Source organism: Vibrio sp. R11-SG3-ISO3-SZ, from assembly GCF_059834345.1.
Genome location: NZ_JCBDGX010000089.1, coordinates 74,032 through 98,059 on the forward strand (window position 1 = coordinate 74,032; position 24,028 = coordinate 98,059).

Consider the following 24,028-nt stretch of genomic DNA (forward strand, 5'->3'; position numbering starts at 1 on the left):
ATAAAACATGTTAGCAAAACAGGATGTGATTTTTTCAGACACTCTGCCAGGGGCCGCGCATTGGTCAATGGTGGTACCCAAAGGGCGAACCGTACGCTTCATAGATATCGAGGGTGGTGCGAATTTGAGTGTGCTGTTCTACAACCCGGCTAATCTACTTGAGCGCTACAATGCGCCCGATACCTTGAAGTGCCAACATACGTTTAAGTTAACCCAAGGCCACTGTTTGTACTCTGATATGGGACGCATCTTCTGCTCGATTGTGCGCGATGATACCGGCTGGATTGATACGGTGTGTGGGGTCAGCAACAAACAAAAAGTGGCAGAAAAATGGGGTGAGCGGGACTACCAAACCCAACGCAATCAGTGGAAGCAAAATGGTTATGATGCGTTGTTGGTCGAGGTGGCTAAATACGGTTTAGGTAAGCGTGATTTGGCTGCGAACTTAAATCTATTTAGCAAAGTCGCCACCGATGAGGAGGGTAATCTTAACTACGACCCACAACACAGCAACGCGGGCGATAGCATTGAACTGCGATTTGAAATGGATACGTTGGTTGTGATGACCACTTGTCCACATCCACTTAATCCATCAAAAACCTACCCATACCAGCCCGTTGAGGTTTCAGTATGGGAATCTGAGCCAATGCAAGATGGCGATGCCTGTCTCACTCATCGGGAAGAGAACGAGCGAGGCTTTGAAAATAACCGCCGCTATGCAGCAACGGCAAGTCGAACGTTTGAACCATCAGCCACCCGCCAATGTTGCTAAAGGAGCAAAACATGATTGTAGAGAGCCAATTGCCACTTAATGAAGCCCTATATCGTGACACCGTGCCAGCGGGTGATTACTACATGAAAGTCGTCAAAAAAGGGCAGACTGTGCGCATTCTTGATATTGAGGGTAACCAAGCCGCAGATACGCTGTTTTACAACGCCAATGATCCTTCAGAGCGTTACAGCGCGATGGATACGATTCGAGAGCAGGGCAATGTTTATCTAACCGCAGGCACTAAGATTTTATCTGATCAAGGCAACGTAATGCTTGAGATAGTGGCGGATACCTGTGGTCGACACGATACCTTGGGCGGCGCATGTGCGACTGAGAGCAACACAGTACGCTACTCGCTAGACAAAAAGTGTATGCATGCTTGCCGTGATAGCTGGTTACTGGCGGTGGCTGAAAATGAGCAGTTTGGTATGTCGAAGCGCGACATCACCCACAATATTAACTTCTTTATGAATGTCCCCGTCACAGCCGAAGGCGGTCTGACTTTTGCCGACGGTATCAGTGGTGCAGGTAAATACGTGGAGCTTAAAGCTCACATGAACGTCATTGTGTTGATGTCAAACTGCCCACAATTGAACAATCCATGTAATGCCTACAATCCCACCCCCGTTGAGGTCATTATCTGGGAATAAAGGTTTTGGCGATAACGTCAGCAAGCACGCTGTCGAACATGAGCAAGGGACGACCCTAACGAATGCTCTTTGTTGTTCCGGGACGACCCGGATTTTAGGGACGAAATTATGTTTAGTAAGGTATTGATTGCTAACCGTGGAGCCATTGCCTGTCGAGTTATCCGCACGTTAAAACACCTCAATATTGGCAGCGTTGCGATTTACAGCGAAGCCGATTCACACAGCCTCCATGTCATCGGTGCTGATGAGGCGTTCTCTCTAGGACAAGGGGGCGCGACCGAGACCTACCTTGATCAAGATAAAATATTTTCCATTGCCAAAGAGTCGGGCGCGCAAGCGATTCATCCTGGCTACGGTTTCCTGAGTGAAAATCCAGAGTTCGTTGAACGCTGCGAAAAAGAAGGGTTGGTCTTTTTAGGGCCCACAGCAGAGCAAATGCGTGCGTTCGGACTAAAACACTCTGCACGCGACATTGCCACTCAAGCCAATGTTCCACTTCTCCCTGGCACGGGGTTGCTTAACGACAAGCAGCAAGCACTGCGTGAAGCGGAGAACATTGGGTACCCAGTGATGCTCAAAAGCACGGCGGGCGGTGGTGGTATCGGCATGCAATGTTGCTTCACAAGCCAAGAGTTGGATGAGGCTTACGACAGAGTTAAACGATTAAGTGAGAACAATTTCAGCAACAGTGGCGTGTTTATCGAGAAGTTTATTCAGCAAGCACGCCACATTGAAGTCCAGATTTTTGGCGATGGGCAGGGTCATGTCGTTGCCTTGGGCGAGCGGGACTGCTCGGCGCAGCGCCGCAACCAAAAAGTCATTGAAGAAACCCCCGCGCCTAACCTAGACGATGAAACCCGAATTAAGCTGCACGAGACCGCAGTGAAGTTGGCCGCTCAGGTCAATTACCGGAATGCAGGAACGGTGGAGTTTGTATTGGATCAGCAAACACAAGCCTTCTACTTCCTTGAAGTCAACACACGTCTTCAGGTTGAACATGGTGTCACAGAAGAAGTGTTTGGTGTGGACCTTGTCGAGTGGATGGTTCGCCAAGGGGCAGAGCAACTCGACTTAAAAGCGCTGGGCGCGCACCTCAAATCACAAGGTCATGCAATTCAGGTTCGTCTCTATGCGGAAGATGCCAACAAAAACTTTCAACCTTGTGCCGGTCTATTGAGCCATGTTGAGTGGGCAGAGCAAGAGAATTTGCGCATTGAACACTGGATTGAAGCGGGCGTCGAAGTATCACCATTTTTTGACCCTATGCTGGCGAAAGTGATCGTTCATGCTGCCGATAGAGACACGGCTCTGGCTGAACTTAAACAAAGCTTGGACAAAAGTACTATTTACGGAATAGAGCACAACAAAGCGTACTTGAGCCAGCTCTTAGCGAGCGAACGGGTTAAGAAAGGCGAGGTGCTGACTCAATCTCTTAATAGCTTTGAGTTCAAGCCCGCTACCTTTGATGTGATCAGCGGAGGTACCCAAACCACCATTCAAGACTACCCAGCACGAACAGGCTACTGGGACATTGGCGTGCCGCCTTCAGGTCCGATGGATAGCTTGAGCTTCCGTTTAGGCAATAGACTGCTGGGGAATGATGAATCCAGTGCCGGTCTGGAAATGATTGTTTCTGGTCCAACGTTAAAATTTAACCAAGACACTCGTATAGCTCTAACGGGTGCAACGATTCAAGCGACGCTTGATGATCAATCAGTTGCGATGAATGCGGCCATCGGCATCAAAGCAGGACAAACGCTCAAACTCGGTAAAATACTCGATGGCGCTCGCACTTATCTCGCTGTTCAGGGGGGAATTGATTGCCCTCAATATCTAGGTAGCCGTTCAACCTTCACTTTAGGTCAATTTGGGGGCCATGCTGGGCGCGCATTGCTAGCGGGCGATGTGTTGCACATTCATCCCGTCGTTCAAGCGGGTAGCGCTGAAATTGGCTCACTTCCTCAGCCGATTTTCAACGGCGAGTGGCAGATTCGAGTGATCTATGGGCCGCACGGTGCGCCTGATTTTTTCACTCAGGAAGATATCGATACATTTTTTGATGCGCAGTGGAAAGTGCACTTTAACTCGAGCCGAACCGGTGTACGCTTAATTGGACCGAAACCAAATTGGGCGCGGGCTGACGGTGGCGAAGCGGGCCTTCATCCCTCTAACATTCACGATAATGCGTATGCGGTTGGTACCATCGATTTCACGGGTGACATGCCGGTCATCTTAGGGCCGGATGGGCCCAGCTTGGGAGGGTTCGTTTGCCCTGCCACCATCATCAAAGCCGATCTATGGAAAATGGGACAGCTCAAAGCAGGGGATAAGATTCGATTTATTCCGGTTACGGTAGAAAACGCCGAGTTAGCCGAGCGCGCGCAGCTGGCTCAAATTGAAGTCGGCACTATTGATGAAATGGCGCTGCCAAGAGCAGATCTCGGCTCGCCCGTCATTAAAACAATACCAGCCAGTCAATATGGAGAACAGGTGGTATATCGACCCAGTGGCGAGGATTACCTGCTGGTGGAATATGGACCACAAAGACTCGATATTCGTCTGCGATTTCGAGTTCATGCTTTGATGCTGAAGCTTCAAGAGCGGCGGTTGCTAGGTGTAGAAGAACTGACTCCGGGTATACGTTCCCTGCAAATTCACTACGATAACCTTATGTTGCCAAGAGCGCAGTTGCTTGAAGAGCTAGAAAAAATTGAAGCAACGCTGGATAACATCGATGATCTCGCTGTCCCTGCTCGCGTAGTGCATTTGCCACTCTCTTGGGATGATGAAGCCACTCGGCTGGCGATACGTAAATACGATGAGATCGTACGTAAAGACGCACCTTGGTGCCCAGACAACATTGAGTTTATTCGCCGTATCAACGGGCTTGATTCAGTCGAGGACGTTAAGCGCATTGTGTTCGATGCCAGCTACTTAGTGATGGGCTTAGGGGATGTGTATCTTGGCGCGCCGGTCGCAACGCCAATGGATCCTCGTCACCGCTTGGTCACGACTAAATATAATCCAGCACGTACTTGGACGCCTGAAAACGCGGTAGGCATTGGTGGCGCCTATTTGTGTGTCTACGGCATGGAAGGCCCCGGGGGGTATCAATTTGTCGGTCGCACTTTCCAAATGTGGAATCGCTACCGTCAAACAGAAGCCTTTACCAAGCCTTGGCTATTGCGCTTTTTTGACCAGATTAGGTTCTATGAAGTGAGTGCACAAGAGCTATTGGATATTCGTGAAAAGCATCCTTTAGGTCATTACCCAATCAAAATTGAACAGACAGAGTTTTCACTCGCAGATTATCAATCCACTCTAGATGACCATGCCGAGGAAATAAAGCAAAGCAAAGAGCGCCAGCAACAAGCATTTGAACAAGAGCGCCAACGCTGGGAAGAGTCTGGACAAGCGAATTTTGTCGCCACTGAAATTGAGCAGTCGAATGTACACACTGAGCTTGCAGAGGGACAAGAAGCCATTGAGAGTCATGTTGCTGGCAACATCTGGCAAGTGCTTGTTAAGCCAGGCCAAACGGTAAAAGAGAACGACGTCGTGATGATACTAGAAGCGATGAAGATGGAGCTTGAGGTGACCGCGAGTGTCTCTGGTGTGATTGACTCGATATGCCACGAGGCGGGCGCACAAGTCCATGCGGGTGAGCCACTGCTTGTCGTCAACACCTGCAAGGCATGATTCGTTTTTTGAGGATAGAAAAGATGACAGATTCAAATACAAGGTGTCAGGCAATGGAAGAGCCAACAACGATCGGTCGCTTACTTGAAGCATACCGTAATGGTGATATAGAGGTAGAGACGTTTTTGCGCAGCAAACTGGCGCAAGTGAGAGCGGATCAATCCAATGCCTGGGTGTCAGTGATTTCTGACCAGCAACTGGGCGAGTATCTCGCTCAACTTTCAGGGCAAGAGATTGACCAGCTACCTCTGTTTGGTGTTCCTTTTGCGATCAAAGATAATATCGATTTGCAGGGGTTAGACACCACCGCGGGTTGCGAGGCATACCGCTATCAACCAACGGAGTCGGCTTACGTTGTTCAGCAGTTGATAAAAGCAGGTGCAGTCCCCTTAGGTAAGACGAGCCTTGACCAGTTCGCCACTGGCTTAGTGGGTACACGCAGCCCTTGGGGAGCGGTGAAAAATAGCTTTGATCCTGAATACATCTCAGGCGGTTCGAGCTCTGGCAGTGCGGTTGCGGTTGCGAGCAACCAAGTTTACTTTGCATTGGGTACCGATACCGCGGGTTCAGGACGTGTCCCGGCAGCATTTAACAACCTTTATGGCCTCAAACCGAGCAGAGGGGTGTTGAGCTGCAGTGGCGTTGTTCCGGCCTGCCGTACACTAGATTGCGTGACGTTTTTTACCAAATGTGCTGAAGACTTAAGCACCCTCTACCAAGTTGGCGCAAGCTACGATGAGAGCGACTGTTATGCTCGCCATGCCCTTAAACAAGGACAAAACCCAACGACGCAATTTTCAGGATTGAGGGTCGGAGTTCCAGGTGAAGAGCAGCTTAAATTCTTTGGTAATGAAGACTACCGTAAGCTCTATGCTCAGTCGGTTGCTCGCTTAGAGTCTTTGGGCGCGCAGACTATTCCTTTCGATTTGTCACCCTTCTTAGAAGCCGCCAATCTTCTTTACCAAGGTCCCTGGGTTGCGGAGCGATACGCCGCGATTGAATCCTTTTTCAACGATAATCAAGAACAGTGTTTAGAAGTGATTCAAACGATTGTCGGTGGAGCGAAACAACTATCGGCTGCGGATACGTTTAAAGCCATGTATCGACTGCAAGCATTTAAAGTTCAGTGCGATAAATTGATGGAAAATGTGGATGTTGTGCTAACCCCTACCGCCGGCACGATTTACACTATTGATGAGGTGAGCAACAACCCAATCGGGCTCAACTCAAACCTTGGTTACTACACCAATTTCATGAACTTACTCGACTACAGTGCGATCGCAATGCCAGCAGGTTTCACCGACGCCGGACTCCCGTTTGGCGTAACTCTGTTTGCCCAAGCGTTTCATGACGAAGCCTTGGTTGCGTTAGCGACCGAGTGGCAGAGAACGATGAACTTACCGCTAGGGGCGACCGAAATAGAATTAGAGAGTTGCGAGAGTGTGGACCTATTGGTTTGTGGTGCACACATGAAAGATTTAGCGCTCAATCATCAACTGATTGAGTTAGGTGCGAACTTTAAACGGCGAACCACGACATCTGAACACTATTCTCTTTATTGCTTAGCCGGCGGGCCCCCACTGAGACCGGGCTTAGTGCGTCATTCAAACCAAGGGCAAAAGATTGAAGTTGAAATTTGGCGCGTGCCGAAAAAGCAGCTTGGTTCCCTTTTGATGCTCATTCCCCATCCATTGGGGTTGGGCCGCGTTGAGATTGATTCTGGTGACTGGGTTACAGGGTTCATATGTGAAGGGATTGGCATTGAAGGGGCTACCGACATTACCCAGACTGGAGGGTGGCGGTATTATCTGCAAGAGTTATCTGAACGCTGCTAAAATATGTTTATAACCCCCCATGCCAACATCATGTGGCGTAGGGGGTTACAAATTGATGAGAAGGCGTGAATGGACATCAGTATGATCTACGTGCTGACCTATTCAGCCTGCTCACGATTTATCGATGGATCAAGAATCCACTCAGCGCTGTCGTTGAGCACGTCCATTTTTGTAATTTTACCCTTCCTGACTTCAAATCTATCTGTGTAGCGATTGCCATCGAAATGGCGTCCATCTGGCCACTGACCATACAAAAAACCTGTTGAATACACGACGCAGTGGCCCTCTTTTTCCATTGCATCGTATTGCTGAATGTTCTTTTTCACCCATTGGTATCGTTGTTGGTTAAAAGCCGTGATGGCGTGGGTATCCTCCATTTCTCTTCGACCTGTAAAAGTGATTTTAACGTCAGGGTCCATAAACGTCGCGGCCGTCTCCGGATCTGGCTTCATTGATGCTTCTAAAAATTGTTGGACGATGTCTACAGCATTCTCTAGTTCACTCATCGATTCATTTCCTTATGTGGTTTGATTTGGTGCAAAAATGTTAATTTTTGTGCCTTTTTTGTGCAAAGTGCGCCTCTAATCGGCTGAAAACCGCACTTTTTCGTATGGCACCTAAATTGCTAGCAATTATTGTGCAATAGCTAGCAATCAATAAAAAGAGGGATCTTATGAAACATTCAATTATCAAAAAATGGGTCAGACAGGGACTTGGGATAGGCGCTTTGGCCGCTGCGTCTTTGACGGCGTTTTCAACCATTGCGCAGGAGCCGATTAAAGTGGGATTAGTTGCTGCTCTATCAGGCCAGTCGGCGAAATCAGGAGAGGCGATCACTCGTGGGTTAGAAATTGCGATTGATGAGATAAACGAAGGTGGCGGCGTATTAGGTCGACCACTTGAACTGGTGCGACGTGACGATGAAAGCAACCCATCAAAAGGGCTGTTAGCGGCACGCGAGTTGATTCAAAAAGAAGAGGTCGCTGTGTTATTTGGTGGTTTAGACACGCCCGTTTCGCTTGCGATTGTACCTGTCGCCAACCGAATGAAAATGCCCTTCATGGGGGTGTGGGCCGCGGGTACACCCATTACCAAAAATGGCGCTAAGGAGAACTATGTGTTTCGTGTCTCAGCGGTGGATGAGGTGGTCGACGAAGCGCTGGTTCAGTATGCCATCGATAAGTATGCGATGAAAAAGCCAGGCATGTTGCTGATAAACAACCCTTGGGGTGAGTCGAACGAAACAGGTTTTCGCCAAGCTCTCAATAGTCGTGGCATAGAACACACCGGTATTGAGCGTATTGAATCTGGTGACGTTGACTTAGTCCCACAATTGACCCGTTTAAAAGAGAAAGGGACGGACACGCTATTAATGGTAGCGAACGTCGCGCCTTCTGCTCAGGTGGTCAAATCACTTGAACGTATGGGCTGGGATGTCCCTGTAGTCTCCCACTGGGGACCGGCGGGTGGACGTTTCGGTGAGCTAGCTGGTCCAACGGCCGATCGAGTGCACTTTATTCAGACGTTTACCTTTACGGATACCACAACCGGAAAAGGCGGCGAGGTATTTGGCAAGTTACAAGCGAAATTCCCAGAGATACAAAGTGTTGCCGATGTGACTCCAGCCGTTGGCATTGCCAATGCGTATGACGCGATGCATTTAACGGCGCTCGCAATCAAGAATGCTGGATCTACGGAGGGGAGCGCGATTCGTGAAGGGTACTACCGCATTGATGACTATCAAGGGCTGATCAAGGATTTCAAGCGTCCGTTTACAGAAACACAGCATGATGCGATCGGCCCCAATGACTACGTGTTCACACACTTTGTGAATAACCAAATCGTTCCAGTTCAGTAACGATCGGTTTGGGTTATTCATCCATCACCATGTAAAGGAGAGCGTAGCGCCATGTTAACCGCCGCGATCATAACAGGCCTTGGTCTGGGGAGCATGTATGCTCTCCTTGCTTTGGGTTTCCATATTACCTTTATCGTCAGTAAGACGGTGAATTTTTCTCAGGGCAGCGCGATGATGCTTGGTGCTGTGCTGGCTTACACATTATGTATCACATGGGGTATGCCGTATTGGGTTGCTTTTTCTATCACACTGCTTTTAAGCGCATTATATGGACTGGTCATCGAGCGGTTCTTAGTGCGTCCGTTTGCCAGCAAAGGCTCCGATGCGTGGCTTATGGCGACAGTGGCTGGGGGGATATTGATGGACAACGCGGTTCTGTTCAGTTTCGGCAAAGAGCCAAGGCAGTTCACCAACACGTTCGCGACGACAAGTCTTGAGCTATTTGGTAGCGGTGTTTATGTACTGCAAGTCATGATCCCGGTTGTCGGGGTGGTCATTGCAGGTTTACTTGTCTTGGTCGTAAGGCATACCCAACTTGGTAAGGTGCTGCAGGCGAGCGTTCAAAACCCCAATTCAGCGCAGTTAATGGGGATTAATGTTAGTCGCGTGGTCGCCGTCAGTTTTGCTGTCTCTACGGTACTTGCGGCAATTGCAGGCATTCTCATCGCGCCGCTCTATGCCGTGCATTCGGACATGGGAACATTGTTTGGCTTGAAGGCGTTTGCTGTTGCTATCCTTGGCGGGATCGCGAGTGCCTCCGGCGTATTCAGCGCAGGGCTTATTTTTGGTTTAGTTGAAGCGATTGTCACCGTCTATTTTGGCTCTGCATTTACACAAATTATTACCTTTACTCTGGTCATTATAGCTTTGGCTGTGAAGCCGAATGGCCTGTTTGTTAAAGGTCAGGAGGTGAAGGTATGAGCGCTATCAATACCAAGTCTTGGTTATGGGTGGCGCTGTTCACCCTAGTAGGGGCGATATTGTGTTTCCTACTCGACAGTTATTCTCTGCTGGTTTTTACCCTATGCGTGTTAACGGCTATCGTCGGAGTCGGGCTCAACATATTAATGGGGATGAGTGGTCAGATAAGCTTCGGTCACATTGCTTTCTACGCCATCGGTGCTTACGTGAGCGCATTATTATTGCTCAATGATGTGCCGTTTGTGCTCGCCTTAGCTGCGGCATGTTTAGTGTGCGCAGCCATTGGAGCATTACTCGCCATTCCAGCTATGCGGGTTACTGGCCCTTACTTGGCAATGGTGACGATCGCTTTTGCCTTTGTGGTTCATCATGGTTTGATGGAGTGGAAGAGCCTCACTGGAGGCGCCAACGGATTGATGGGTATCATGATGCCGCAATTCGGAGAGATGGAACCTGAACGTCTACTTGCCTTAACCAGCACTGCCATTTTAGGCTTGGGGTTACTCACCTATCAGCTGTTTTATTTCAGTGGCTGGGGCAAAGCGATGCGCGCGGTCAAGTCCAGCCCTATTGCCGCGAGATCGCTAGGATTTAATCCAGTACAGACGCAAACCCTCGCGTTTTCTTTGTCTGCGGCATTTGCCGGTATCGCCGGGGCGATGATCCCTCCGCTTATGATGTACATCAGCCCAAGTACATTTCCGTTTACCCAGTCAATTTTGTCCGTTCTCGTCGTTATTTTGGGGGGAGTCGGCACGCTGTGGGGGCCGGTCATTGGCGCCACTGTGGTCGTGTTATTGCCTGAACTCTTAGCGCCTCTGGCGGAATATCGCCTGCTGATATTCGCTGTTTTGCTATTGGTGGTTCTATGGGTGGCGCCAAGAGGTTTGATTGGAGAGGTCGCAGCGAAATTTCGTCGCTCATTCACCCAACTTCCGCCCCATTCTGTCAATCGTCATCTTATCGCGACGTTTTATGATCGTGCTGACAACGGGTTGAACGCGCTCAAAGTCAATAATATCGGTATCACGTTTGGTGGCGTGGTTGCCGCCAAAGCGGTGAGTTTTGAAGCGCCGTTAGGCAAAGTGACGAGCATCATCGGCCCTAATGGCGCGGGCAAAACCACCGTGCTCAATATGATCAGTGGTTTTTATACGCCCGATCAAGGCAGTGTGATGTTGAATGAAGAAGTCGCGGGGCTTCCTGCACACCGCATTGCCCGAAGTGGTGTTTCTCGCACCTATCAAACCACACAACTGTTTGAGGATATGTCGGTCATTGAAAACCTGCTTGCTGCAATGCAGCAGGGTACACTCGGTCACCCGTTTTATGCGGAGCAATCCGGTCAAAGAGATCTGGCGTTAAACCTATTGGCTTTGGTGGGCTATCGTGGCTCTATCCACACGCCAGCGGAAGACTTGCCACATGTCGATCGACGTTTGGTCGAGATTGCGCGTGCGTTGGCGACATGCCCGTGGGTGATACTGCTGGATGAACCTGCAGCTGGGCTGAGTAGAGAAGACACCGATCAGCTTGCTCAATTAATTAAGTCGATTGCAGGCTTTGGTATTGCGGTCATCTTGGTTGAGCATGATATGAAATTGGTGATGGGTGTCAGTGATGACATATTAGTACTGGATGCAGGTACGCCCATTGCCTTCGGCAAACCTCAACAGATACAACAAGATCCCAAAGTCATCGCCGCTTATCTTGGCGCAACCAGTTATACCGCACCGCCGCGTGAAAACAGATGGAAAGCGGAAAAAGAAGCCGTGTTGTTTACCAAGCAATTAACGATAGATTACGGTGCCTCACCGGTTGTGCACGAAGTGGACATTGAAGTGAACCCGGGTGAGTGTGTCGCCATCTTGGGCGCCAATGGCGCTGGAAAGAGCAGCATTTTACAAAGCCTCGCTGGTTTGAAAAAACCGCGCAGCGGTACGATTGGTCTTGACGATGCTTATATCCATCACCTCGATGCGAGTCAAATAGCGAAACGCGGATTGGCTTTGGTACCCGAAGGTCGTCAGTTATTTGGTGAGCTCTCCGTCAGAGATAATTTGTTAATGGGAGCACACAGCCGTATAGATGAAGTGGATAAAGAGTCAGAAATTGAGGCTATTTTGGCGCGATTCCCTCGTCTTCGCGATCGTATCGACAGTCCGGCGGGCCTTCTATCCGGAGGTGAGCAGCAGATGGTGGCGGTAGGCAGGGCATTAATGGCGAAGCCACACATTTTGTTGTTGGATGAACCGTCACTTGGGCTCGCACCTTCGATGATCGCTGAGCTCTATGATGCGCTCGCGCAGCTCAGAGATGACGGCGTGACCATCTTACTGGTTGATCAGATGGCGAACCTTGCCTTGCAGATAGCCGATCGCGCGTACCTGCTTGAAACGGGCACCATTGTACAAACCGGCAGTTCGGAACAGCTACGATCAGATTCTGAGCTAGAAAAAGCGTATTTAGGAGCAAGCTAATGATAGCCGATACTGTAGTGACCAATTGCCGCTTGGACGGCGAGCCACAACTTAACTGCGCATTTATCAACGAGGGGGTGTTTGTTGGCTTTAAACGGCAAGTTGAACTTGAACCCGGTGAACTGAGGGGGAGGAAAGAGATAGACGCACAAGGCAGGTTGATGCTACCCGGTCTGGTAGAAACCCATGTACATCTTGATAAAGCATGCACGGTATCTCGGTGTGCCTTGCAAAAAGGCACACTGCAAGAAGCGATTGAACAGACCTCACGGCTAAAAGCGGAGTTCACTTATCAAGACATCTATCAGCGCGGGAAACAGGTACTAGAGAAGGCCATCAAGCATGGTACCAGTTATATGCGTACGCATGTAGAGATTGATCCTGTGATAGGGTTGGTTGGTTTTCAGGCAATCTCAGCGCTCAAAAAAGAGTATGCCTGGGCGATAACGCTGGAGTTGTGCGTCTTTCCACAAGAAGGCCTTCACAATAACCCGGGAACGTACGAATTACTGGCTGACGCACTCGATCAAGGGGCGGATCTGTTGGGGGGGTGCCCTTATACCGATAGTGAACCAGAGCAGCAGGTAAGGGCGCTGTTTTCTTTGGCCAAGCAATACGATGTGGATATTGATTTTCACCTTGATTTTGACCTTGATACATCCAACATGACATTGCCGTTTGTTATCGAGATGACGCAGGCATTTGATTATCAGGGACGGGTTACCGTTGGGCATGTGACAAAACTATCGGCGCTGCCATCACAAGCGCTCGCGCCCATAGCAGCACAAATGGCTATGGCAGGTGTTCATTTGACGGCGCTGCCGAGCACCGATCTTTTTCTCAACGGTCGTGATTTTGATTGTCTGATACCGAGAGGGGTGGCGCCGCTCAAGCCGATGAGTCAGCGTGGGGTGTGCTGCTCAATATCGAGCAACAACATTGAGAATCCATTTACACCTTATGGCGACGCGTCTCAAATCAGGATGGCGAATCTGTATGCCAACATTGCCCATTTGGCGACAAAAACAGAGTTAGCGCAGTGTTTCGATTGGATTTGTACCGATTCAGCAAGGCTCATGAAAATTGTTCAGCATGGCATAGGGGTCGGAAAGGCGGCGGACGCGGTGTTTTTTGATGCGTTAGACAAAGCCGATATCGTCGCGAAGATAGCGCTACCCACTATGGGTATCAAGCGCGGAAACGTCACCTTTACCAGGCCAGAAGTTCAGTTGCATCAATTGGAGAAGGCGCAATAAACGCGGGCTTGACGTCAGTATAGCTTCGCGGTAAGGCTCAGAGAACGAGAAAGAATAAGTGGTAAGCACAATACTGATATCAAAGGTTGAGTGCTTCACTCAAATCGAGTTCTTGCTCTTTGTGACGGCTTAAGTCTAGCTCAGCCTCAAGATGGTCGAGGTGGGCTAACATCACAGAGACGGCAAGGCTTGTGTCGCCAGACTTTAATGCCTCTATAAGCTGCAGGTGTTCATCATGCTGGCAGGTGGGAACGTCGTTACGCTGGTAGAGTGCGACGATTAACGAGCTGCGTACCATCAGGTTGTCAAACATCTCCATCAATACCGTATTGCCACAGAGTCGCGCTAAGAGACGATGAAAGTCACACAGCGCGTCGACAATTTCTCGTCGATCATCGGTATGTACAGCAGCATGCTCACGCTCAATGTGTGCAAGAATCTCATGCCAATGGTCGGCCATCAGTTCGGATGAAATACCTTCAACGATACCTCTTTCAATCACCCGACGAGCCGCAAATACTTCTTTGGCTTCGGCTTCACTAGGTTTGGCCACCATCGCGCCACGGTTGGGCTCGATCTTAACGATGTGTTGCAGGGCCAAGCGTTGTAGCGCCGTTTGTACATGGTTACGGTTGGCTTGGAGTGCGGAGACAATTTGCGCTTCAACCAAACGCTGTCCCGGTTTTAGTTTGTGTTGCGCGACAGCAGTTGATAGCGCCGCCATAATTCTCTGCACTTCCTTTTGTTTATGCGTCGATGCGGTGGAACGCGACGTAACCATGTTTTTCAAGCCTTTGTAACCTATTCACTATCGTTAAGTCTAACTCTGTTTTCCCGCTAGTGACAACGTTATACCTTGTTTATATTGTTGATTTTCACCATTGACGACCAGTAGGTCAGTCGTTTTATTTATCGTTTCGCTATTCTCACCATGAAACTTCTTCATGTTTAAAGTGAAGTAATACCAATATTCTTCAACTCATGAGCTCCGTATAACTGTCGTTAGGCTTTGACCCACCTAGCAGAGCCTAAACCGTCAGCGTTTTCTCAGGAAAAAGGATAATTACAATGAATAACGAGTTCACTTTTAGGGTTAAGAGCCTGCGTTTTGATGAGCATTATCTGCCGTCAGACAACACGCGTATTACCACCAACTTTGCCAACTTGGCACGGGGCGAGCAGCGTCAAGAGAACCTGCGAGCGGCGCTGCGAATGATGGACAATCGCTTCAATTCGCTTGCCCATTGGGACAACCCTACTGGTGATCGTTACGCATTGGAGTTGGACATCATCTCCGTCGAGATTGCGTTGGACGGGCAAAGTGACGCCTTTCCCTCGATAGAAGTTCTGCAAACGCATATTTTGGATCATAAAAACAATCAACGTATTGAAGGTATCGTGGGGAATAACTTCTCTTCCTATGTGCGCGATTACGATTTTAGTGTCTTACTGCTTGAGCACAATAAGCAGGCGAACCAGTTTAGTGTGCCGCCCAAATTTGGTGAGCTGCATGGCCAACTGTTCCAGTCTTTTGTTCGCTCTTCGACATATCAGCAATCGTTTAACAAGCGTCCGGTGATTTGCCTCAGTGTTTCTGACAACAAAATCTATCGCCGCACCAGCAATCAACACCCGGTGCTCGGTGTTGAGTATCTGCCGAATGAATCGTCGCTTACTGAGCAGTATTTCAAAAAGATGGGCTTAGACGTGCGTTACTTTATGCCGCCGAACTGCGCCGCGCCGTTGGCTTTCTATTTCTTTGGGGACTTGCTCAATGATTACACCAATCTAGAACTCATCAGCACGATCAGCACGATGGAGACCTTTCAAAAGATTTATCGCCCTGAGATCTACAACGCTAACGCAGCCGCGGGCGCGGTGTATCAGCCAAAATTGAAAAATCGCGATCACTCTCTGACACAAATCGTCTATGACCGTGAAGAACGCAGCCAATTAGCAGTAGAGCAAGGGAAATTTGCACAAACGCACTTTATTCAACCGTATCAAGCGCGACTTGAGCAGTGGTCAGAAAGCTACGCGTAACCATGATGAAAATACTGTGAAGGAACAATCGATGAAAACATTACTACCGACATCTACCGCGGGAAGCTTACCTAAACCGTCATGGCTTGCCGAGCCGGAGACACTGTGGTCCCCGTGGAAGTTAGAAGGGGAAGCGCTGCAAGATGGAAAACGCGATGCTCTGCGTGTAGCCCTGCAAGAGCAGCAATTCGCGGGCGTTACTATCGTCAGTGACGGCGAGCAAACGCGCCAGCACTTTGTCACTACATTCATTGAGCATTTGGGTGGGGTGGATTTCGACAATCGTCAAACCGTGACCATTCGTAATCGTTATGAAGCAAGCGTGCCAACCGTGGTTGGCCCGGTAAGTCGCATCAAACCCGTGTTTGTCGAGGACGCGAAATTTTTGCGCCAGCAAACTGACCAACCCATCAAGTGGGCACTGCCTGGGCCGATGACTATGATCGATACCTTGTATGATGCGCACTACAAAAGCCGTGAGAAATTGGCGTGGGAGTTTGCCAAGATCCTCAATCAAGAAGCAAAAGAGCTTGAAGCGGCAGGTGTCGATATCATCCAGTTTGATGAACCCGCGTTTAATGTGTTCTTCGATGACGTGAACGACTGGGGAGTCGCCTGCTTAGAACGTGCGATTGAAGGGCTTAAATGTGAAACCGCGGTGCACATCTGCTATGGCTACGGTATCAAAGCCAACACTGACTGGAAAAAAACGTTGGGCAGCGAGTGGCGCCAGTATGAGGCCGTGTTCCCTAAGTTGCAGCAATCAAACATCGATATTATCTCACTGGAGTGCCACAACTCACGTGTGCCGATTGAGTTGTTATCATTGATTCGAGGCAAAAAAGTGATGGTGGGCGCTATTGATGTCGCCACTCATGACATTGAAACGCCAGAAGAGGTCGCAAGTACGCTCAGAGAAGCGCTCAAATATGTCGATGCCGATAAGCTGTACCCTTGTACCAACTGCGGCATGGCACCTCTGCCTCGCGAGGTCTCTGCTGCCAAGCTCAAAGCATTGAGCGACGGCGCCAAAATAGTCCGAGACGAGTTAGTCGCATCGGCGTAACGCATTGTTGAACTCGGATTGTATGCGCTGGGTTTGACAGCCTCACCACTGAGGTCTATATTCAGCGCGTTATTTCACCTAAAGCGAGGACACAAGATGATTGTAATGATGAACAGCAACTGGGCAGTGAAAGGGTAAACCGCCAAATCGCTCTTTGTGGACAATCCACAGTCCCCCTTCTTTGCCCGGTATCGCCGGGGTCAACTCTATCCGAATTAGACCCTAATGCTCTATGTATTAAGGCGCATTGTTGCGTCTGGGATAATTCAATCATGAATACAAAATTTTCTTTTTTAACCGCGGCCAACAAAAAGCCGAATTTGCTTAAACGTCTCGGTTGGAAGCCATTTTTTCAGCAGCAGATCTCATTAGACGATTACGATGATACTCGCTGGGCTCGCGTCATCGCACATCATCGCAGTGGTTACGTGGTGCTAAGCCCACAAGGTGACGGCTATCAAGAGCATCATTTACCGATCACCCGTTCATTGCCAGCGATGACCGTTGGCGATTGGCTAGTGTTGGATGGTCAGCAACAGTTCTCGTCTCTACTTGAACGCCGAAGCCTGTTTAGCCGAAAAGCCGCAGGGACAAAGGTCGAACAGCAACTGATTGCTGCCAATGTGGACACCGTATTTATCGTCTGTTCGCTTAACTATGATTTCAACCTAAGCCGCATTGAGCGCTACCTTGCCCTTGTTAATGAAGCCAAGGTTGAGCCCGTAGTCGTGCTGACTAAAGCCGATTTGTGCGAGGATGAAGCGGCGCTGCGCCAACAGGTGCAGCAATTGGATCCATTTCTCATGGTTGAGAGTGTCAATGCGCTTGACGCTAACCGCGTAAGTCGCTTGATGAGCTGGTGCGGCGAAGGCCAAACGGTGGCGTTTATCGGATCGTCTGGGGTGGGGAAATCCACGCTCGTCAATACCTTGCTAGGAGAGCAGGAGCAAGCGACCGGAGGTATCCGTGAGGATGACAGCAAGGGTAGGCACACCACCACTTCGCGCTCGATTCACTTTCTGCCCTCGGGCGCGGTTTTGCTCGATACTCCGGGAATGCGAGAAATTCAACTGGCGGACTGTGAAGATGGCGTGAGTGAGACTTTTGCAGACGTAGCGAGCTTGGCTAAAGCGTGCCGCTTTGGTGATTGTCAGCATCAAAGTGAGCCGGGCTGCGCCGTGCAGCAAGCTATCGCCAATGGTGAGTTGGATGAACGCCGTTTTCACAACTACCAAAAGCTCTTACGTGAGCAGGCCCACAACGGCGCCACGCTTGCGCAGCAACGCGCAAAAAGTAAACAATTTGGCAAAATGGTGCGACGGGTGATGGGAGAAAAGCAAAAACGCAGAAACGGGGTGTAATCTCGATAAGCACCAAGGAGGCGAAATACCTCCTTGAAATTAGGCAGCGGCCGTTTCATGCTGATCGTATCGTTATTAAATGGTGATTACACTAAGTTATCACCTCAACTCTATATTGGTGTTATCCATGAAATCTTCACTTGGCTTCTTTCTTTTCAGCAGCGCGTTTTATGTCAGCGCTGATGTGACATTACTGCCGTTTGAGATTAATGACTCAACGTGGCGTGAAAAAGTGTTTTCTGGCAATACTCAATATCAGCCAATGCTAGGTGGTTCAGTGCTGCAAGCAGTCAGTGAAGAGAGTGCGTCTGGCTGGGTAATCGCTAAGCGTGTTGATCTTTTGCAGACACCGATGATCCATTGGCGATGGAAAGTGGACCAAGCACTCACCAGATTAGACGAGCGCAGCAAACAAGGGGATGATTATGCCGCGCGGATTTATCTTGTGATGGAAAAGGGCTTGATGGGACTAAGCTCACAAGCGCTCAACTACGTTTGGTCGAGCTCACAAAGTGAAGGCACTTCTTGGGATAATGCTTATGCAGGTGAAAGGGTCAAAATGTTAGCGGTGAAAGACCACGAGGCAAAACTTGGCTTATGGCATGATGAAAAGCGTAACGTTTATCAAGACTTCATCACCTACTTTGGCGACAAGGGTAGTGATATCGATAACGCCCGCGCGTACCAGTATATTGATGTCATTGCTATTATGACCGATACGGACAATAGTGGCGAGCAAGCCCATGCGTTCTATGGTGAAATAAGGTTTACAGAACAGTGAGTAATGTTTGTCATCATGGAATTTTAGTGATGAATGTTTTTGGGGTTTTATGAGTGATGGATGTCGAATAGAATCGGTTGTTCATAAACGACGAACCTCAGATCTCCCATTTGACCCCAGATGGGTAATCTCCATAATTGACCGAGTAGTGCTATGACTTTTTCTCCTATCAAAACTGCTGTAGTGGGCTACGGCTTTTCTGCAAAAACCTTCCACATCCCGTTTATTACCAGCTTAGAAGCCTTTGATTTTGTTGCTGTCAGCACCAGTAAGGCGGAGGTGGCCCAAGATTGGCCAAACGTCCAGCACTTTACAGACGCCGTGGCGATGCTTACTCAATCTGACGCTGAACTGGTGATTATTACCGCGCCCAACAGTGAACACTTTCCGTTAGCGAAATTAGCATTGGAAAAGGGGAAGCACGTCATCATTGAGAAGCCGTTTGTGACGAATGTGCAAGATGGTCAGGCGTTGATTGATTTGGCGAAACAAAATCAGTGTCTACTCAGTGTTTACCACAATCGACGTTGGGATGGAGACTTTTTAACCGTTAAATCCCTTATTGAAGAGGGCAGAGTGGGTGACGTTAAACATTTCGAGTCTCACTTTGACCGATTTAGACCCGAAGTGCGCGTTCGCTGGCGTGAACAGGCAACCGATGGCGGCGGTATTTTATTCGATCTTGGCTCGCATCTTATCGATCAAGCGCTTGAACTGTTTGGCTTACCAGAGGCGATCAGTGCTCATTGCAAAATGCTACGTCCATCGAGCACCACGGTGGATTACTTCAACGTTATGCTTCATTACCCCAACCGATTAGCAGTACTTCATGGCGATATGTTCAGTGCGGGCCCCAACCATCGTTTTAGCGTTAAGGGCACACAGGGCAGCTATGAAAAATACGGTCTTGATCCGCAGGAGTCTCAGCTAATTTCAGGAATGACACCTTTAGACCTAAGCTGGGGCCAAGAAAGTGAGGCGCACTTTGGGCGTTTTTATCACGGTGAAGGCTCTGAGCGCATTGACACTTTTTCGGGTCAATACCAAACCTATTTTGAGCAAATGGCCAGCGCCATTCGACACAACACGCCAGTCCCCGTCACGCCCGAACAAGCGCTAGTGACGATTCGCCTGATTGAATTAGCGATGCAGAGCAGTCGCTTAGGGCAAACATTAGCACTGGAAGGTGACTGGGAGTGGAATCAATGACTCAAGCGTCAATAGAGGTATTGTTAGAGCAAGAAGCTGAACTTCAGTTTGAACGCTTTAACAATGAGACAGCATGGGAGCTGGGGCTGGCGTTAAAACAGCGTGCCGAAGCGCAGTCGGCGGCTGTGCTGGTTGAAGTGTATGCATTTGAACAGGTCATCTTTCAGTTCGCCATGCCCGGAACCACAGCCGACAATCTAGACTGGGCGATGCGCAAACGCCGCTCTGTGATGCGATTTGGCCACAGCTCCTATTACTTAGGTCAGTACAATGCGCAAAAGCAGCGAGATTTTGAACGCCAAACGCACCTAGATGCGACTCAGTACTGTGCGCATGGTGGGTCATTCCCGATTCGAATTCGAGGTTGTGGCCTTGTAGGTGCCATCACGGTCTCAGGGTTACCTCAAGCTGACGATCATCAGTTAGTGATTGAGGTGTTGAGTGACTATTTTGGGAATTGTTCAAGAGTCACCTAAATCTAGGTGACCTAAATCTGATGGCGAACAGTCTTGTGCTAGGGCGTTGGGATGCCCAGTTCAGCGCGCATTTGATCAATAATATGCATGTGCTCTAGCGTTGATGAGAGAGGGTGAATCTCACTAAATACTTGGCCACTGCGAATGCATGCCATGGCTTCACGAATCTGGTATTCAAACCCACCGCCGTGATGGGTGACCTGAAAGGTTTCAGGGGCGTTATCGTCAGCGTAGAGCGTGGCAGATTGGGCACCAAAGAAAGGCGCATCAATGACAATGCGTCCATGAGTGCCTGAGATTTGCATCACCATTGGCTCATCCACATAGAAGCTACAATGAAAGGTGGCATGTCGGCCGTCACCATAATCTAAAAGTGCATTAACCGTTTCTTCCACCCCTGTTTGCCCGACATCGCCGCTCAGTTTCCAGTCACACGGCGCTTGACCAAATAGGAGGTTCGATAGCGCGATATTGTAAATGCCAATGTCGTGCAGCGCTCCACCTCCAAGCAAGGGATCAAATAAACGATCATTTGGGTCAACATCCACCTTAAAACAAAAGCTCGAGTGAACCTGTTTCACTTCGCCAATTTGCGCCAACCATGTGTTCATATTTCGCCAAACAGGGAGAAATTTCGACCACAGCGCCTCCATGATGAAAGTGGACTGTTCTAAAGCGAGGCTCGCCAACGCTTGTGATTGCGCGGCATTCATCGTCAATGGCTTTTCACATAACACCGGTTTTCGGGCCAACAAGCATTGTTTTGCTAGCTCAAAGTGAAACGCATGAGGTGTGGCGATGTAGATGGCATCGATGTCGGGGTCGCGAATTAACTCGGCGTAATCCAAATATATGCGATCGATTCCATACTGATCAGCGAACGCCGTTGCGCGCTGTTTATCTCGACTGGCGACGGCTGTGATACAGGCATCGTCGACAACACTTATCCCTTTGGCAAAGTTATGCGCGATGCGACCCGGCGCAATCACGCCCCATTTCATGACGGGTTGAGTGTGGGTGGCTGACATGAGTTCTCCTTTCTCTTTGCAGTCTGCACTATAGCGTATTAATTAGGCAGCTCATGCGAACACAAACGAGAGTGTGAGCACTCTCAACTGCTTACCTTACTCGGTGACCATTTCTGGTGCAGGTTTCATGGTGGCCTCATCACTCACGGAAGTGGTCGTCTGATTGCTGAGGTGATAAATCATCGCAGGTAAGTCATTACGATAGAAGCTGGCAGTATAAGCACTGTTCGCTTTAGGCAGTGAAGCGGCAAATCGCTCAAGATCAGCACTCAGCATGTCCAGTGATGTCTCTTGGGCCGCATCAATTCGCTCATCAATCGTCTTGACCAAGTTGTTTAACGTCTCTTGGTATTGCTCAACCGTGTGACTGTTGACCGGTTGAAAAACGAAGAACAGGTTGGCTAAACGGAGCACGGCCATTTCTGTTTCTGGCGTTAGGGCATCAAGGGCACAAAAGCGTTCTATGTGGCCTTTGAATGTCTGTTTAATGCGTTTGCAGCGCAGCAATAGCGTCTGCTTTGCGTCTTGGCGACTTTTTCTACGTACAGATTCGGAGTGATAGTAGTGCGCCAGCAGCGCGGTAAGGACGATAGCCAACAAAATAACAAGGGTGAGTAACATAAAAAAGGAAAGGCAAGGATAACGTGGTAAAACAATGCATTAGTTTATATATCAATAGCGTTGAAAAGCAAAGGGTTTGATGGTGCAAACCCATTGCGTGTAATGGTTTGTGTGAGGACGGCGTTTTAGAGAAAACAGATCTCCGACGCTATTACCCGACTAATCCCAGATGGGTGCTAACCCATCTGGGGCGACTTCACGCCCATTTCTTTCTAATGCGTCGATGCGTGCCATATTATCATCACTCAGTGTTAGCTTTTGCGCCTCAAGGTTGCTGGCTAAGTTATCGCGCTTGGTCGATGAAGGGATCACAGCGTAGCCTTTGTTTAGCGCCCAAGCGAGTGTAACTTGCGCTGGGGTTGCGTTGCACTCAACCGCGATCTGTTTGATGACCTCATCGTGAAGCACTTTGCCGTAGGCGAGCGTCATGTATGACGTCACCTGAATCCCTTGCTGTTGCATGAATTCAACCAGTTTGTTGTTTTGCAAATAAGGGCTCAGTTCAATTTGGTTAGTGGCAATGTGATCGACACCGACGATATCAATCGCTTGCTGAAGCAGGTCGATATTGAAGTTCGACACGCCAATCTGTTTTGTCAGACCCAGCGTCTTTGCTTCCATCAGCGCCTTCATGTACTCCTCGATATTCTTGTCTGTCCCCGGCCAATGAATCAGAGTGAGGTCGACGTAATCCGTGTTGAGTTTCTTAAGGCTCTCTCGAAGGCTAGCAATAAGTGATGCCTCACTCATGTTATCCACCCAAATCTTGGTGGTAATAAATAGAGATTCACGAGACAGATGACTTGCCGCGATCACCTCTCCAATATCCGCTTCATTGCCATAGATTTGCGCTGTATCAATGGCGCGATAGCCCAAGTCGAGCGCGTGTTTGACCGATTGTTTTACTGTGTCTCCTGTCAGACGAAATGTGCCGACACCGAAAGTGGGAACTGCCATATGAACTCCTATTTTTAAAGGAAGGGTTTGTGTGCTGACTAATGTACGGTGCCTATTTCTTGCAGTATAGTTAACAAAAAGAAAATCTAATTTGATAATTGGTAAACAATGAAAGCGACCCTCGATGAGATGAAGACGTTTGTGACTGTAGTGGATGTGGGTTCGATCAGCGATGCTGCACAAGTATTGTCGGTGACGGTCTCTGCTGTCAGTCGCACCGTATCGCGCTTAGAAACGAAACTCGACACGACGCTGCTTAATCGTACAACGCGAAAGCTAGATGTGACGAGTGAAGGGACGGTCTACCTCGCCAAAGTTCGGCAAATCTTGGATGAGGTAGAAGCGGCGGAAGCGCAGCTGACCAGCCAAAAAACACAACCATCAGGATTGTTGAGAATCAATGCCGCGACCCCTTTTTGTTTGCATGTGCTGACGCCATTAATTGCTCGCTATCAGCAAACGTATCCTGATGTGGAGATTGAGTTAAATTCCAATGAAGAGAACATCGATCTGGTCGGCAAAAAGACCGACATTGCGTTTCGCATCGGAGAACTAAGAGATTCAACGCTCAGAGCCACGTTTATTGGCCATAGCCGTATACGCATTCTCGCCAGTCCTGCGTATATTGAAGCACAAGGCAAACCTAACTGTGTTCAAGATCTGCTGTCGCACAAATTGCTGGGCTTTAGCCGCCCGGAGTCGCTAAAAGATTGGCCATTGCTTGATGACAGTAACAAGCTCATTAAGATCACGAGTAATCTACGTTCGGACAACGGGGAAACGATTCGTGCCTTAGCACTGCACGGTGCTGGGATCGCGTGCTTGTCAGACTTCATGACTTATCAAGATAGGCAGAGTGGTGCCCTCACTGAATTGCTTACAGATGCTTCACAAGACATTCGTCAGCCTATTCACGCTGTCTATTACCGTAACTCTGCTACGTCACGACGCATCAGTTCTTTTATTGATTTCGTCAAGAAAGAAGTGACAGTGCAAGAGGGACGTTTTTTGTAAT

Annotated in this window: 20 protein-coding genes; 15 read left to right on the forward strand and 5 right to left on the reverse strand. The window is 49.1% G+C overall.

From position 1 onward, the window contains the following. Nucleotides 1-7 precede the first annotated feature (7 nt). From AC6R1O_RS11500 to atzF, 4 genes are all read left to right on the forward strand, one after another. A complete protein-coding gene (locus AC6R1O_RS11500) occupies nt 8-772 on the forward strand; it encodes an urea amidolyase associated protein UAAP1 (protein WP_500657064.1) in 765 nt (254 codons plus the stop codon). Nucleotides 773-783: 11 nt separating this feature from the next. Beyond that, entirely contained in the window at nt 784-1,422 is a 639-nt protein-coding gene (locus AC6R1O_RS11505) for an urea amidolyase associated protein UAAP2 (RefSeq protein WP_500657065.1), read from the forward strand. A gap of 108 nt (nt 1,423-1,530) precedes the next feature. After that, nucleotides 1,531-5,121 (forward strand): urea carboxylase, encoded by a 3,591-nt coding sequence (uca, locus tag AC6R1O_RS11510; RefSeq protein WP_500657066.1) that lies wholly within the window; start codon nt 1,531-1,533, stop codon nt 5,119-5,121. 53 nt (nt 5,122-5,174) lie between these two features. Continuing rightward, the gene (atzF, locus tag AC6R1O_RS11515) at nt 5,175-6,956 is read left to right on the forward strand and encodes an allophanate hydrolase (protein WP_500657067.1); all 1,782 of its coding nucleotides are present in this window, start codon (nt 5,175-5,177) and stop codon (nt 6,954-6,956) included. A 98-nt stretch (nt 6,957-7,054) separates the two neighbouring features. On the opposite strand, the gene AC6R1O_RS11520 is transcribed toward atzF, so the two are convergent. Continuing rightward, complete coding sequence (locus tag AC6R1O_RS11520; RefSeq protein WP_500634060.1) at nt 7,055-7,462, reverse strand: nuclear transport factor 2 family protein; 408 nt, start codon at nt 7,460-7,462, stop codon at nt 7,055-7,057. Between the two features lie 167 nt (nt 7,463-7,629). Between AC6R1O_RS11520 and AC6R1O_RS11525 the strand changes: the two genes are divergently transcribed. The 4 genes from AC6R1O_RS11525 to AC6R1O_RS11540 are packed head-to-tail and all read left to right on the forward strand — an operon-like array spanning nt 7,630 to nt 13,471. Beyond that, nucleotides 7,630-8,814 (forward strand): ABC transporter substrate-binding protein, encoded by a 1,185-nt coding sequence (locus AC6R1O_RS11525; protein ID WP_500657068.1) that lies wholly within the window; start codon nt 7,630-7,632, stop codon nt 8,812-8,814. A 51-nt stretch (nt 8,815-8,865) separates the two neighbouring features. After that, a complete protein-coding gene (locus AC6R1O_RS11530; protein WP_500634058.1) occupies nt 8,866-9,735 on the forward strand; it encodes a branched-chain amino acid ABC transporter permease in 870 nt (289 codons plus the stop codon). Further along, the gene (locus tag AC6R1O_RS11535; RefSeq protein WP_500657069.1) at nt 9,732-12,215 is read left to right on the forward strand and encodes a branched-chain amino acid ABC transporter ATP-binding protein/permease; all 2,484 of its coding nucleotides are present in this window, start codon (nt 9,732-9,734) and stop codon (nt 12,213-12,215) included. Before AC6R1O_RS11530 ends, AC6R1O_RS11535 begins: the two co-directional genes overlap by 4 nt. Then, nucleotides 12,215-13,471, forward strand: coding sequence for an amidohydrolase family protein (locus AC6R1O_RS11540; RefSeq protein WP_500657070.1), 1,257 nt, complete (start codon nt 12,215-12,217; stop codon nt 13,469-13,471). Before AC6R1O_RS11535 ends, AC6R1O_RS11540 begins: the two co-directional genes overlap by 1 nt. Before the next feature lie 79 nt (nt 13,472-13,550). Here AC6R1O_RS11540 and AC6R1O_RS11545 read toward each other — a convergent pair whose 3' ends face one another. Continuing rightward, on the reverse strand, nt 13,551-14,252 hold the full coding sequence (locus AC6R1O_RS11545; RefSeq protein ID WP_500657071.1) for a GntR family transcriptional regulator: 702 nt from the start codon (nt 14,250-14,252) through the stop codon (nt 13,551-13,553). A 287-nt stretch (nt 14,253-14,539) separates the two neighbouring features. On the opposite strand from AC6R1O_RS11545, the gene AC6R1O_RS11550 reads away from it, so the two are divergent. The 6 genes from AC6R1O_RS11550 (at nt 14,540) to AC6R1O_RS11575 (ending at nt 20,407) form a co-directional block, all read left to right on the forward strand. Beyond that, the gene (locus tag AC6R1O_RS11550) at nt 14,540-15,514 is read left to right on the forward strand and encodes a DUF1852 domain-containing protein (RefSeq protein ID WP_500657072.1); all 975 of its coding nucleotides are present in this window, start codon (nt 14,540-14,542) and stop codon (nt 15,512-15,514) included. A gap of 31 nt (nt 15,515-15,545) precedes the next feature. Next, nucleotides 15,546-16,580 (forward strand): methionine synthase, encoded by a 1,035-nt coding sequence (locus AC6R1O_RS11555; RefSeq protein WP_487902870.1) that lies wholly within the window; start codon nt 15,546-15,548, stop codon nt 16,578-16,580. 272 nt (nt 16,581-16,852) lie between these two features. After that, complete coding sequence (gene rsgA, locus AC6R1O_RS11560; protein ID WP_500657073.1) at nt 16,853-17,941, forward strand: ribosome small subunit-dependent GTPase A; 1,089 nt, start codon at nt 16,853-16,855, stop codon at nt 17,939-17,941. A gap of 127 nt (nt 17,942-18,068) precedes the next feature. After that, entirely contained in the window at nt 18,069-18,722 is a 654-nt protein-coding gene (locus tag AC6R1O_RS11565; protein WP_500657074.1) for a DUF3047 domain-containing protein, read from the forward strand. Between the two features lie 153 nt (nt 18,723-18,875). Next, a complete protein-coding gene (locus tag AC6R1O_RS11570) occupies nt 18,876-19,931 on the forward strand; it encodes an oxidoreductase (RefSeq protein WP_500657075.1) in 1,056 nt (351 codons plus the stop codon). Then, the gene (locus tag AC6R1O_RS11575; protein ID WP_500657083.1) at nt 19,928-20,407 is read left to right on the forward strand and encodes a heme-degrading domain-containing protein; all 480 of its coding nucleotides are present in this window, start codon (nt 19,928-19,930) and stop codon (nt 20,405-20,407) included. The genes AC6R1O_RS11570 and AC6R1O_RS11575 overlap by 4 nt, the downstream gene beginning before the upstream one ends. Before the next feature lie 38 nt (nt 20,408-20,445). On the opposite strand, the gene AC6R1O_RS11580 is transcribed toward AC6R1O_RS11575, so the two are convergent. The 3 genes from AC6R1O_RS11580 to dkgB form a co-directional block, all read right to left on the reverse strand. Then, a complete protein-coding gene (locus AC6R1O_RS11580) occupies nt 20,446-21,435 on the reverse strand; it encodes a Gfo/Idh/MocA family protein (protein WP_500657076.1) in 990 nt (329 codons plus the stop codon). 96 nt (nt 21,436-21,531) lie between these two features. After that, entirely contained in the window at nt 21,532-22,056 is a 525-nt protein-coding gene (locus AC6R1O_RS11585) for a hypothetical protein (protein WP_500657077.1), read from the reverse strand. Nucleotides 22,057-22,215: 159 nt separating this feature from the next. After that, nucleotides 22,216-23,013: a 2,5-didehydrogluconate reductase DkgB gene (gene dkgB / locus AC6R1O_RS11590; RefSeq protein ID WP_500657078.1), complete on the reverse strand. Its 798-nt coding sequence runs from the start codon at nt 23,011-23,013 to the stop codon at nt 22,216-22,218. A 108-nt stretch (nt 23,014-23,121) separates the two neighbouring features. Between dkgB and AC6R1O_RS11595 the strand changes: the two genes are divergently transcribed. After that, nucleotides 23,122-24,027 carry a LysR substrate-binding domain-containing protein gene (locus AC6R1O_RS11595; RefSeq protein ID WP_334551798.1) on the forward strand — a complete coding sequence of 302 codons (906 nt, stop codon included), beginning with the start codon at nt 23,122-23,124 and terminating at the stop codon, nt 24,025-24,027. The last annotated feature ends 1 nt before the right edge of the window (nt 24,028 follow it).